10 protein-coding genes and 1 tRNA gene are annotated in these 13,067 nt (G+C 58.6%); 6 read left to right on the top strand and 5 right to left on the bottom strand.

Features of this window, described 5'->3' with window-relative positions; translation table 11 throughout:
* Window positions 1-226: 226 nt before the first annotated feature.
* From F6V25_RS04100 to lepA, 4 genes are all read right to left on the bottom strand, one after another.
* Window positions 227-826 (bottom strand): LysM peptidoglycan-binding domain-containing protein, encoded by a 600-nt coding sequence (locus tag F6V25_RS04100; RefSeq protein WP_246166955.1) that lies wholly within the window; start codon window positions 824-826, stop codon window positions 227-229.
* 108 nt (window positions 827-934) lie between these two features.
* Entirely contained in the window at window positions 935-2,719 is a 1,785-nt protein-coding gene (gene aspS / locus F6V25_RS04095) for an aspartate--tRNA ligase (RefSeq protein WP_151127358.1), read from the bottom strand.
* Between the two features lie 152 nt (window positions 2,720-2,871).
* Entirely contained in the window at window positions 2,872-3,558 is a 687-nt protein-coding gene (gene lepB / locus F6V25_RS04090) for a signal peptidase I (RefSeq protein WP_151127357.1), read from the bottom strand.
* A gap of 27 nt (window positions 3,559-3,585) precedes the next feature.
* Window positions 3,586-5,388 (bottom strand): translation elongation factor 4, encoded by a 1,803-nt coding sequence (lepA, locus tag F6V25_RS04085; RefSeq protein WP_151127356.1) that lies wholly within the window; start codon window positions 5,386-5,388, stop codon window positions 3,586-3,588.
* A gap of 358 nt (window positions 5,389-5,746) precedes the next feature.
* Here lepA and xseA point away from each other — a divergent pair, with 358 nt between their 5' ends.
* From xseA to F6V25_RS04055, 6 genes are all read left to right on the top strand, one after another.
* Entirely contained in the window at window positions 5,747-7,087 is a 1,341-nt protein-coding gene (gene xseA, locus F6V25_RS04080; protein WP_151127355.1) for an exodeoxyribonuclease VII large subunit, read from the top strand.
* A gap of 69 nt (window positions 7,088-7,156) precedes the next feature.
* On the top strand, window positions 7,157-7,384 hold the full coding sequence (locus tag F6V25_RS04075; protein ID WP_149305566.1) for an exodeoxyribonuclease VII small subunit: 228 nt from the start codon (window positions 7,157-7,159) through the stop codon (window positions 7,382-7,384).
* 125 nt (window positions 7,385-7,509) lie between these two features.
* Complete coding sequence (locus F6V25_RS04070) at window positions 7,510-8,403, top strand: polyprenyl synthetase family protein (RefSeq protein ID WP_151127354.1); 894 nt, start codon at window positions 7,510-7,512, stop codon at window positions 8,401-8,403.
* A gap of 167 nt (window positions 8,404-8,570) precedes the next feature.
* A complete protein-coding gene (gene dxs / locus F6V25_RS04065) occupies window positions 8,571-10,448 on the top strand; it encodes a 1-deoxy-D-xylulose-5-phosphate synthase (protein ID WP_151127353.1) in 1,878 nt (625 codons plus the stop codon).
* Window positions 10,449-10,486: 38 nt separating this feature from the next.
* Window positions 10,487-11,773, top strand: coding sequence for a peptidase MA family metallohydrolase (locus tag F6V25_RS04060; RefSeq protein ID WP_191966069.1), 1,287 nt, complete (start codon window positions 10,487-10,489; stop codon window positions 11,771-11,773).
* Window positions 11,774-11,823: 50 nt separating this feature from the next.
* Window positions 11,824-11,900 (top strand) — tRNA-Pro (locus tag F6V25_RS04055).
* A 110-nt stretch (window positions 11,901-12,010) separates the two neighbouring features.
* Here F6V25_RS04055 and F6V25_RS04050 read toward each other — a convergent pair.
* Window positions 12,011-13,018 carry a glycosyltransferase gene (locus tag F6V25_RS04050; protein ID WP_151127351.1) on the bottom strand — a complete coding sequence of 336 codons (1,008 nt, stop codon included), beginning with the start codon at window positions 13,016-13,018 and terminating at the stop codon, window positions 12,011-12,013.
* Between the last annotated feature and the right edge of the window lie 49 nt (window positions 13,019-13,067).

The raw sequence follows: 13,067 nt of genomic DNA, 5'->3' as shown, positions 1-13,067 counted from the left end.
CATACGGTGCGGGCCAGGTACCGATTTTTCCCTTGGACGATAATCAACGGCTTACGGCAACCGTATCCCCAAAACAGGCCAGCAAACTATAACTTACTGTTATTGTTCCATTTAACACGGAACACTAATTTTGTATACAGTATACAAAAGGTATTTGACTGTCAAGAAAAAACTACCTGTTGTTTCGACTGCTTTGCGAATTAAATTGCTGCACAATAATGTTGTTTTATTTTCTGCCGGAATAACGGCGCGCCTCGACGGCATCGTCATGGGAGAAGTGGCGCGGAATGGTGAGCACCTGCCCCGGCCAGAGCCGCTTAGGGTCGCGTATCTGGTCACGATTGGCACGGTAAATGAGGGGCCAGAGTGAAACGTCATTGTAGATTTCAGCTCTTCCGGCAATTTGTGGAAGGGTTTCGCCACGGCGAACCGTGTAGGCGGAAGGAAGCGAGGCGGGCGGCTCCTTTGAAGCGGCTTTTGCTCTGGCCGCCGCAGCCTCGGCGGCGGCCTTCAACCTATTGCGTTCCTGCAGACGGGCCTCGGCCAGGGCTGCTTCGCGTTGAAGCCGTTCCTCCTCGGCGCGGGCCGCCCGTTCGGCCGCCTGCCGCCTTGCTTCTTCCTCTGCTTCCCTTTTCAACCGTTGCAATTCGGCTTTCAGCAGATCGCCCTTTTGCAGGGCCAGAAGATAATAGGCATCCGCCTCCCTCTCGTTTTTCTGCACCTGCAGCACCGCCTCACCATGCTCGAAGGTCTCGACGATATTGCGATACTCCATCGGAAACTGGCGCGGACCGTCATGGAAGGACAGTTCATCCACCAGGGCCATGGCCTGCAGGCGCCAAGACGGCGGCGGCGCCTGCGTGGCACATGCAGCGACAAGACAGCAACATACGAGAAGCAGTATGGCGGTGGGCCAGCGCACCATTACGGTTCGCTATGCCGGTTTTTCCGCCAACTTGATCCCAAGCTCGCGGAGTTGTTTGGTATCCACCGTCGAGGGGGCTTCCGACATCAGGCAGGCCCCCTTCTGGGTTTTGGGGAACGCGATGACGTCGCGGATGGAGTCGCTGCCGGTCAGCAACATGATCAGGCGGTCCATGCCGAAAGCGATACCGCCGTGGGGCGGCGTACCGTAGTCGAGCGCATCCAGCAGGAAACCGAACTTGGCGCGTTTGTCCTCCTCGGAGTGGCCGAGCATCTTGAACATCAGCGACTGGACCTCTTCCTGATGAATTCTGATGGAGCCGCCGCCGATCTCGTTACCGTTGAGCACCAGATCGTAGGCCTTGGCGCGGCAGCGGCCCGGGTCCGATTCCACGTACTCCACATCTTCGTCCATCGGCGCGGTGAAGGGGTGGTGCACCGCAGCCCACCGTTTCTCGTCCTCATCCCACTCCAGGAGCGGAAAGTCGGTTATCCAGACGAAACGGTAGTCATCCTTGCTGGTGAGCTTGAGAATCCCGGCCAGATGGTTGCGCAGCTTGCCGAGGGAGTCGTGGACAACCTTGGGCTTGTCGGCCACGAAAAACAGCAGGTCGCCCTCCTCGGCGCCAAAGGAGGTATTCATGACGGCAATCTCTTCCGGCGTAAAGAACTTGGCAATGGGAGAGTGCCACTCACCACCCTCGAACTTGACGTAAGCCAACCCCTTGGCGCCATAGATCTTGACGAACTCGGTCAGGTCGTCGATCTCCTTGCGGGAGAAGGTGGCGCACCCCTTGGCATTGATCCCCTTGATGATGCCCCCCTTGGCCGCCACATCGGCAAAGACCTTGAAGCCGGAACCCTTGACCAGATCGGTCAGGTCGCACAGTTCCATACCGAAGCGCATATCCGGGTTATCCACGCCAAAACGGCGGATGGACTCGGCATAGGTGATCCGCTCCACCGGCAGCCGGACATCGACCCCCTTGGCTTCCTTGAAGATGCGGGCGATCAACCCCTCCATGACAGTGATGATGTCCTCGCGATCGATGAAGGACATCTCGCAGTCGATCTGGGTGAACTCGGGCTGGCGGTCGGCTCGCAGATCCTCGTCACGGAAGCAGCGCACCACCTGAAAATAGCGGTCAAAGCCGGAGATCATCAGGATCTGTTTGAAGATCTGGGGGGATTGGGGCAAAGCATAGAAAGTGCCCTGGTTGATGCGGGACGGCACAAGGAAGTCACGGGCACCTTCCGGCGTCGACTTGGTCAGGAAGGGCGTTTCCAATTCGATAAATCCATTTTCCGTCAGATATGAACGGGTTAGCTGTGCAACCTTCGAGCGAAGGATCAAGTTATTCTGGAGTTGGGGACGGCGCAGGTCCAGGTAGCGGTGTTTGAGACGGATATTCTCGTTCGCCTCGCTGAATTCGTCCAACATGAAGGGGAGCGGCTTGGAGCGGTTGAGCAGCTTGCATTCGGTGACCCGGATCTCCACCTCGCCGGTCTTCATGGTAGGGTTGACTGTGCCTTCCGGCCGCGGGATGACCTTGCCCTTTATCGCCAGGACAAACTCGCTGCGCACCGATTCCGCCACGCCGTGGGCCGGAGCAGACACCTCGGGATCGAAGACGATCTGGGCAATCCCCTCCCGGTCGCGCAGATCGATGAAGATCAAACCGCCATGGTCCCGGCGACGCAGGGCCCAGCCCATCAGAATCACCTCGGAGCCGATATCGGCGGCGCGCAAATCGCCGCAGTAATGTGTCCGTTTCCAGCTTCCCAACGTATCCATATCTCAATCCTCCATTCAATAATGCTTTTAATGAATCAAACACCCGCCACAGAGACACGGAGATTCACAGAGAAAGGCAAAACAGTTTTTCCCGATTTTCTCCGTGTCTCTGTGCCTCTGTGGCATATTATGGTTTTGTTTTCGACTTAAAATCAGTTTATCAGTTTCCCGATGCTACCGAAACGGGGCCTGAATTTATCCTTGTCCCACGACCAGTACTTGATGAACGCCAAGCCCTTGATCTTGTCCCGACTCACAAAGCCCCAGAAACGACTGTCATAGGAGCGGTCGCGGTTGTCCCCCATCATGAAATACGAGTTGGGCGGCACCGTGACCGGCCCAAAGGTGTCCCGCGGATTCATCTCCTTGGGGACGACATCCTTTTCCTTGTGCACCTCATGGGGGTTTTCGTAGGGCTTGCCATTGACGAAGACCTTTTTGTCCTTGCCCTCAACCACATCGCCCGGCGTGCCGATAACCCGCTTGATGAAATCCTTACTGGGGTCCTCAGGGTATTCGAAGACAATCACGTCGCCCCGACGCGGGTCGCGAAGCGTAAGCAGCCGTTTGTCGCTGAAGGGAAGCTTGGTGCCATAGATGAACTTATTGACGAGCAGATGATCTCCGATGGCCAGGGTGTCTTCCATGGACCCGGACGGGATCTTGAAGGCCTGCACCAAGTAGGTGCGGATGACCAACGCCAGGAGTAAGGCAATAATGATCGATTCGGCGTATTCGCGGATGATGCTCTTCTGCTTTACGTCCGGCGCCGAGGCATTGAGGGATGGTTCGGCGGATGATACGGATGGCTGCGGTGATGTTTCGCTGTTGTCTTCCATTGGATGTTCCTTTGCGGAAATGGGAATTTATTTATCGTCCACCTTGAGAATCGCCAGAAACGCCTCTTGAGGGAGTTCCACGTTCCCGACGTTTTTCATACGTTTTTTACCTTCCTTCTGTTTTTCCAGGAGCTTGCGTTTGCGGGTAATGTCCCCGCCGTAACACTTGGCTAGCACGTCCTTACGCATGGCCTTGACCGTCTCGCGGGCAATGATCTTGTTGCCGATGGCCGCCTGGATGGCCACCTCGAACATCTGGCGCGGGATCAGCTCCTTCATCTTGGATACCAGATCGCGGCCGCGAAAATAGGCCTTGTCCCGGTGAATGATCAGAGACAGGGCGTCCACCACCTCGCCGTTGATCATGATGTTCATCCTGACCAGTTCGCTACGCCGGTAATCCAGGTGTTCGTAGTCCAGGGAGGCGTACCCCTTGGTGATGGATTTCAGCTTGTCGTAGAAATCGAGCACGATCTCGTTCAGGGGCATTTCGTAAATGATCATGACCCTGGTGGGGGTCAGATACTTGATCTCCCGCTGCACGCCGCGCTTTTCCTCACACAGGGCCAGCACGCCGCCGACGAATTCGTTGGGCACGTGGATATGGGCAAGGATGAACGGTTCTTCCAGGTAATCTACGAATTGTGGCTCGGGGAGCAGGTTGGCGCTCTCGATGGTGACCACCTCGCCGGTGACGCGATGGACCTTGTACACAACCGTCGGTGCTGTGGTGATCAGGTCCAACCCGAATTCCCGTTCCAGCCGCTCCTGGATGATTTCCATATGCAGCAGTCCTAGAAAACCGCACCGATAGCCGAACCCCAGGGCTACCGAGGTCTCCGGCTCGTAGGAAAAGGATGAGTCGTTCAGCTTGAGCTTGGCTAGGGCGTCGCGCAACTGTTCGTATTGGGCCGTATCGATGGGGTACAGGCCCGAGAATACCATCGGCTTGACCTCTTTGAAGCCGGCAAGCGCCCGTTCGCACTGCCGGTTCAGCAGGGTCACCGTATCACCCACCTTGGCGTCGGCTACATCCTTGATACCGGCGATCACAAAGCCGACCTCGCCGGCGCTCAGTGCCGGAACCTCAAGCATCACCGGGGCGAACACCCCGACCTTGAGCGCCTCGTAGGAGCGGTTGGTGGACATGAGCTGGATCTTGTCGCCCTTTTTGAGGGTGCCCTCGAAGAGCCGCACCAGGATAATGACCCCCTGGTACTGGTCGTACCACGAATCGAACAGGAGCGCCTTGAGCGGCGCGGAGGGGTCCCCCGTGGGCGCAGGTATCTTCTTGACGATTTCTTCGAGGATTTCGTGGGTGCCGATCCCCTCCTTGGCGCTGGCCAGCACGGCGTCATGGGCATCAATGCCGATGATCTCCTCGATCTCCTGGATTACACGCTCCGGGTCGGCCGCAGGGAGGTCGATCTTGTTGAGGACCGGGAAAACCTCCAGATTATTGTCCAGGGCCAGATAGACATTGGCCAGGGTCTGGGCCTCGACCCCCTGGGAGGCGTCAACCACCAGGAGCCCGCCTTCGCAGGCCGCTAAGGAGCGGGACACCTCGTAGGTGAAGTCCACATGGCCGGGGGTGTCGATCAGGTTGAGGACGTAATCGTTGCCGTCGTCGGCCCGGTAGTTGAGCCGAACGGTCTGGGCCTTGATGGTGATGCCCCGTTCACGTTCCAGATCCATCTTGTCCAGGAATTGGTCCTGCTTTTCCCGGTCGGAAAGCGCGCCGGTGTATTCCAGGAGGCGGTCGGCCAGGGTGGACTTACCGTGATCGATGTGGGCGATGATGGAAAAATTTCGTAGTCTGCTGATGGCCATAAATCCTTCGGTTATGCACACTAAAATGGAATTGTGAAGGATAGATAAATATGGCCTGAAAGTAAAGCGGAAAAGCCGGACCGCAGCCATTCCCGCGATGTCCGGGGTTGACCCGCGCATGGGGCTGGCGCGTTACTCACCTGAAGCCGTGACGCCGGAATGCCGTAGTGGCCGGAAGAGTCGCAGCTCGCACGCCGCACGTATTGCAGCGAACCACTCACCCCGCCGGTCCTCCGCCGGACGGTCGGTGATCAGGATCCCAGGGGCAGAGGCCTTTCGGACAAGCGGAGACATGGAGGCGCCCCGGCTTCAGGTGATAGGGATTGACGCCGGAGTGCGCGGCGCTTAAAATACCCCCATGGATATCTTTGCCGAAAAAACCATCCTCACGGTCAGCCGCCTGACCGCCCTCATCCGGGGGGTGTTGGAGGATAACTTTGATCAGGTCTGGGTCGAGGGCGAGGTCTCCAACCTGTCCTTCCCCTCCTCCGGGCACATCTATTTCACCCTCAAGGATTCCGGAGCCCAGGTACGGTGCGTCATGTTCAAAAGCGCCGCAAAGAACCTGAAGTTCCGCCTTTCCGACGGCATGGGCCTGATCGTCAGGGGCCGCCTATCCGTCTACGACCAGCGTGGCGAATACCAGATCATCTGCGAATACCTGGAACCGGCCGGCGTCGGAGCCCTGCAGTTGGCCTTCATGCAGCTCAAGGAACGCCTGGCCCGGGAGGGGCTTTTCGACGAGGTCCGCAAACGCCCCATGCCCCGTTTTCCCAAACGGGTGGGCGTGGTGACATCGCCGACCGGCGCCGCTATCCACGACATCCTCAATGTCCTCAAACGCCGCTTTGCATCACTGGAGGTGCTGCTCTACCCGGTGCGCGTCCAGGGTGACGGCGCCGCCCGGGAGATCGCCGCAGCCATCGCCGACATGAACCGCCTGGGCGATGTGGACGTGCTGATCGTCGGCCGCGGCGGCGGTTCCCTGGAAGACCTGTGGGCGTTCAACGAAGAGATCGTGGCGCGAGCCGTGCGCCGTTCCCGCATCCCGATCATCTCGGCTGTGGGGCACGAGACCGACTGGACCATCTGCGACTTTGCCGCCGACCTGCGTGCCCCCACCCCGTCTGCGGCCGCGGAGCTGGTTTCCGCCAGTGCCGAGGAATTGCGCGGTCAGGTGGAGTCCCTGGCCCATCGCCTGCGGCTGGGAATCGAATCGTACCTGGCTGCACGGGAATCGCGGCTCGATCTGCTGCGGCGGGCGCTCCACGACCCCACGACCCTGGTGGGACACTTGGCCCAGCGGGTGGACGACCTGACGGAACGGCTTGGCTTAAGCTTGGAGAACGGCCTGATCCGGCGCAGAGAACAACTAAATCGTCTAAACCAATCGCTTTCATTCAGTAGCCCAATACACCTGATTGCCGATCGCCGGCAGCGCCTGCAACGGCTTGAGTCGGACGGCGAACGGCTGATACAAGCGAAACTGGAGGTTCTCAAACTGGCTTTCGGAGAACAGGCCGCACGGCTGGAAGTCCTCTCGCCGCTCTCCACCCTTGCCCGGGGGTACGCCATTGCCCGGCGATGCAAAGACGGCACGGTGGCCACCGACGCCGCGCAGCTTGCGGAGGGCGAACTGTTGAAGCTCAATTTCCGCCGCGGCACGGCCATATGCCGTATAGAGAGCCGGGAAGCGTGAATACTTGACCGTGGACAGCATATCTGTATAATGTCCCGATACTGAAAACGGGCAAAAAAAGGTTTTAACATGGCAACGGAAAAATTCGAGACGTCCCTGAAAAAGCTGGAAGAGATCGTCAAACGCCTGGAAGGCGGCTCAATTTCCCTGGAGGACTCCCTCAAGGCCTTCGAGGAGGGGGTCAAACACGCCGCCTTCTGTTCCCAAAAACTGGACGAGGCAGAGCGGCGGGTCGAGGTGTTGCTGAAACGCAAGGACGGGACCTTTGGCCGAGAGCCGTTCGAACCGGAAGAATAAAATCAAAGTCAAAACTTCTGCCACAGAGACACAACACAGTTTCCCCGCTCCAGATACTTGCTGCACCTCTTCGGTCGGCTAGCTCGGCACCCGGGTGTCTCCGCGGCAACAAAAGGACCGTAACCATGGATTTAAAAGCATACCTGAAGGAACAATGCATACGGGTTGACGTAGCCCTGGACCGCTTCCTGCCCAAGGAAACCGAGCTTCCCCACAACCTCCACAAGGCCATGCGCTATTCGGTCTTTGCCGGCGGCAAGCGGGTGCGGCCGATTCTGATGCTGGCCGCCTGCCAGGCGGTCGGCGGCGATACGGAGCGCGCCATACCGGCGGCCTGCGCCATGGAGATGATCCATACCTATTCCCTGATCCACGACGACCTGCCCGCCATGGACGACGACGATTTCCGGCGCGGGAACCCCACCAATCATAAGGTTTTTGGCGAGGCTATCGCCATCCTGGCCGGGGACGCCCTGTTGACCGAGGCTTTCAAGCTGGCCAGCGACCCGCGCCTCAACAACGATGTACCGCCTGCCGCCCGCCTGGCGGTCATCAACGAAATCGCGGTCTGCGCCGGCTCCCACGGCATGGTGGGCGGACAGGTCGTGGACATGGAGAGTGAAGGCAAGCCGGATATCGATCTGCCCATCGTACAGTACATCCACACCCACAAAACCGGCGCCCTGATCAAGGCCTCGGTGGTTGCCGGCGCACTGTTGGGGGGAGCGGACGAGACAAAACTGGCTGCCGTCAAACGATACGGCGAGGCGGCCGGGCTGGCCTTCCAGATCGCCGACGACATCCTGGATATCGAGGGCACCACCGAGGAGATCGGCAAGGATGCAGGCAGCGACGAGGCCCGCGGCAAGGCGACCTATCCGGCGGTAATGGGCTTGCCGGCGGCCAAGGCAGAAGCCCGGACCATGATGGACGAGGCCATGGCCGCCTTGGAAATCTTTGGCCCCGAGGCGGATCCGCTACGGAACATCGCCCAGTATATCGTCAACAGGAAGAACTGAAACGGGAAGTGTTCACCACGGAGGAAAGACACAAACCATTTACAGGGATGAACTGGATGCACAAAGGCAATTTTAAAAATCCTGAATAACCTGTTTTTCAATCCTGTCCGTTCCGCTTTCCTCCGTGTCCCTCCGTAGTAATGTTTTTAAAAGATAAGGACCTGTCAATGGCTATCCTTGAAACGATAAACTCGCCCGATGACCTGAAAAAACTCCCCTTGTCCCAGCTTCCGGCCGTGGCTGCGGAGCTGCGCGCCATGATCATCGAGACGTGCGCAAAGAACGGCGGCCATCTGGCGCCCAGCCTGGGCGTTGTGGAACTGACCATTGCCCTGCACCGGATATTCAATTCGCCTGCCGACAAGATCATCTGGGATGTGGGCCATCAGGCCTACGCCCACAAGATCCTCACCGGCCGGAGGGAGCGATTCCCCACCCTGCGTACCCTGAACGGCATCACCGGATTCCCCAAACGGGCCGAATCGCCCCACGACGCTTTTGGTGTCGGACACTCCTCCACCTCCATCTCGGCCGCCACCGGCTATGCCGCGGCCCGTGACCTCGATGAGCGCAAGAACAAGGTGATTGCGGTGATCGGGGACGGCTCCATGACCGGCGGCATGGCCTACGAAGGGATGAACAACGCCGGCGCCCTGGGTAAGGACCTGATCGTCATCCTCAATGACAATGAGATGTCCATCGCCGAAAATGTCGGCGCCCTCTCCACCTTTCTGAGCCGTACCTCCTCCAGCGAATTCGTGTATCGCTTCAAAAAGAATACGGAGGCGTTTCTCAAACGGATGGACGTTGGCAAGGGGGTTCTGCATGTCGCCCGCAAGCTGGAGGAGTCCTTCAAGGGGCTCTTCACCCCTGGCATGATGTTCGAAGCTTTCGGCTTCAATTATATCGGTCCCATCGATGGGCACGATCTGCCGAAGCTATTGGAAACCCTGGATGGGATCAAGAAGTTCCATGATCCCGTCCTGATCCACGTACTGACCAAGAAAGGCAAAGGCTATAAACCCGCCGAAGACAACCCGTCGCTTTTCCATGGTGTCGGACCGTTCGAGATCGAAACCGGCAAGGTGCTCAAGGGGAAAGGCGGTGCCGCATCCTACACCGCAATCTTCGGCAACACCCTCTGTAAACTTGCTGCCGAAGACGAACGGATCGTGGCCATCACCGCCGCCATGCCCGACGGCACCGGTCTGAGCGGATTTGCCAAGGAATACCCCGAACGTTTTTTCGACATGGGTATCGCCGAACAGCACGGGGTGGCCTTTGCCGCCGGTCTGGCGGCCAGTGGCCTGCGGCCGGTATTCGCGGTCTACTCCACCTTCCTGCAACGCGCCTACGACCTGGTTTTCCACGATGTCTGCCTACAGAACCTGCCGGTGACCTTTGCCGTTGACCGGGCGGGTGTGGTGGGCAGCGACGGCCCCACCCATCACGGCGCCTTTGACCTTTCCTACCTGCGTCACCTGCCCAACATGACCCTGATGGCGCCCAAAGACGAAAACGAACTCCAGCACATGCTGACCACCGCCCTTGACCTGGGCGGCCCGGCCGCCGTGCGTTATCCCCGGGGAAACGGCTATGGCGTGCCGTTGGACCAGACCCTGGCCCCGCTCCCCGTGGGCCGGGCCGAACTGCTCCGCGAGGGGGACGCTGGCGTGCTGCTGGCCCTGGGCACCATGGTCTACCCCGCCCTGGAGGCGGCCGGGCAACTTGAAAAAGAGCACGGCATGGCACTGGCCGTTGTCAATGCCCGCTTCGTAAAGCCGCTGGACGAGGCGCTGATCCTGGAACTCGCACGCACGCACGGCCGAATTGTGACCCTGGAGGAGAACGCCTTGCAAGGCGGTTTCGGCACGGCCATACTGGAGCTGTTGGAACAGCACGGCCTGACCGGCGTACCGGTTCTGCGTCTCGGCTACCCCGACCGCTTCATACCCCAGGGCGAGCAGCGCGAACTGCGCGCCATATTGGGGCTCGACTGCGCCGGAATCGCAGCATCGGTGCACACCTTCCTCTCTCGCCCATGATGCCGCCGTGCGGCCCCCCAAAACTCCGAATGCCGGCATTGCGAAGATGCCGGCATTCCCTGTTGTACAACGCCGCCCTTTTCCTGACGGCATCATGCCTGTCGTTTTCTCCCCTCTACGCCGCCGAGCCGGTCAACAACGATCCCCCCCGATCAAGCGATAAAACTTCCCCCGCAACGGCTCCCCGGTATAGTGAAAAAGATCTGGAACAACTGGAAAACAGCCACCGCCTGTTCCCGCTCAACGAAAAGATTACGTATAATCTGGCGAGCGCATATGCGGCGTATGGGCACCAACTCTTCACGCAAAAACGGTATGAACAGGCGGATTCGGTATTCCTCAAGGCCCAGGAGCTTTATCCCGATGACGCGGTCTATGCCCTGCTGCGAGGTATCTGCAATTACCATCTCAAAAAATACGAGATAGCCCGTTCCGAACTGGAACAGGCCCGTTCACAGGCGGGCGACTCTATCGAGGTGCTCTTTTTTCTGGGCTTGGTGCTGTACGATACCGACGACCGCCAGCAAGCCGTGGAGTTATGGGAACTCGCCCTGAAACGTGCGCCGGGACGCAAGGAAATCCTCGATGTACTCAGCAAGGCGCGCAAGGAAACGGCCGTCGAAGCGTCCATGGACCAGGGACATAGCTCCCGTTTCGATCTTTCCTACGATCCGGACGTGGATACGGCCTTTGCCCTGACGGTCCTGGATGTGCTGGAAGCTGCGGCCAACACGGTCAATTCCGAACTGGACCATTTTCCCGAGGCACGCGTGCCGGTAGGCATTTACAAACGTGGCGACTACCAAACCGTAACGGATTCGCCCGACTGGTCCGGCGGGGTCTACGACGGCAAGATCAGGCTCCCCTTTGGCTCCGCAAAAGAGATAAACCCGGCCTTACGGGCAGTTCTGTATCATGAGTATGCCCATGTGGTGGTGTTCGAGCTGACACGCGGCAACTGCCCGCTCTGGCTCAACGAAGGTATTGCCGAAGTCTTCGGCAGGACACAGTATAACCGCCCCCTGATCGAATTGGAGCATGCCGTTCGCAAAGGCGTCGTTACCGACTTCAGAAAACTCGAAAAAAGCTTCAGCGGCCTCGCCTCTGCCGATGCCATCCTGGCCTACCAGCAGAGCTACAGCATGGTGGACTACCTGGTGACCACCTATGGCTGGCACCGGGTAAAACAGATCCTCGTAGGCCTGGGTAACGGTCTGAATACCGAGATGGCTATTACAGCGGCATTGGCGGACTATAACCTGACCTATGATGGAATCATCCGGGAATGGCGCGAACGTCTTGTTGGGGACAGTACGGAAAAGTAATTTCTATTGCCATGCCACCTTACATGTGATATTAAGTATCTCTTTCGCGTCGGGGAGTAGCGCAGTCTGGTAGCGCACCTGTCTTGGGCACAGGGGGTCGCAGGTTCGAATCCTGTCTCCCCGACCAGCATAATCAATGACTTAGCCACTTTATGGTTAAGTCATTTTTTGTTCGTACCATTAGTAAATGCCGTAATACAATGTCGCCTTCCCATGTGCCGGGGAGGTGTGCCCGGTTCAGAGCAAACTGCGGTAGAGGTCCCGGTACTTCTCTACTTCGGCGTAGGGCGAAAAGTTGACCTCGACGTACTCCCTTGCACGCTTTCCGATCTCCTGCCGCAGCATTTTATCACTCGCAAGCGTTACAACCAGTGTCCTGAAAGTCGATTCGTCGTCGAATAGCCAGCCGGTATCCCCCTGTCGAACCAGCGGGCGATTACCGGGGATGTCAACCGCCGCGACCGGCCGTCCCAGAGCCATGGCTTCCATGAGACTGTTGGGCATCCCCTCATGTATTGAACAGTTGATCACCAGATCGGCACGGCGGTAAAGAGCGCCCATTTCTTCGTGCGGAACCTCGCCGAGCCAACGTGCCCAAGGCGCAACATCAAGCATCGAACGGATGCGGTCGGCGTAGCTGCGGTCAATCTCACCTCCGGCAATCACCAGCCGGAACCTGGTATCAACTTGCCAGAGCTTCTCGGTGGCGGCAATGGCAAATTCGACATTTTTTACCGGCCTTAGCGCCGCCGGCAGCAAGATGGCAAAGCAGTCGTCTGGAATGCCGAAATCCCTCCTTCCGCAGCCCGGCAACGCCTCTGCGCCCTGGGATACCACGGCGACGCGTCCCGGTAACCCAGGGAAACGGGCAACCAGTTCGTCTGCTTCCGACGCACAGAAACAGGTAATTGCCGCGGCCCGGGCCAACGCTGTGACGGTCGCGGGATGATCGCGCAGAGCTGGATCATGAAGGTCACTGCCAGTGATGGTTATAACAGAGGGAACCTGAAGCCGGTCAGCCAGGATCACGGCAATCTCGCCACAGTATCTGGCATGGAAGCCATGGATCAGCGTCGGTGAAAACGGGAGCAGGCGCTGCACCATTTCCTCGACTGAAAGTACGTCGGCAGCCAACACGAGAGTCTCGATGTGCGCCTTGTTGAGAAATTGGTCAATACGGCGGACGGTGGTGATGTTGCCACGCATCGCACCGATGGAGTATGGGGAGATAAGAGCAATACGCATAGAGAACGATTATGAGGGGAAAATGCTATGGTTGGCAAGTATCAGATTT

The organism is Oryzomonas japonica (assembly GCF_008802365.1).
Taxonomy (GTDB): domain Bacteria; phylum Desulfobacterota; class Desulfuromonadia; order Geobacterales; family Pseudopelobacteraceae; genus Oryzomonas; species Oryzomonas japonica.
The sequence above is the reverse complement of the archived record's forward strand: the minus strand, read 5'-3'. Positions and strand labels throughout refer to the sequence as shown.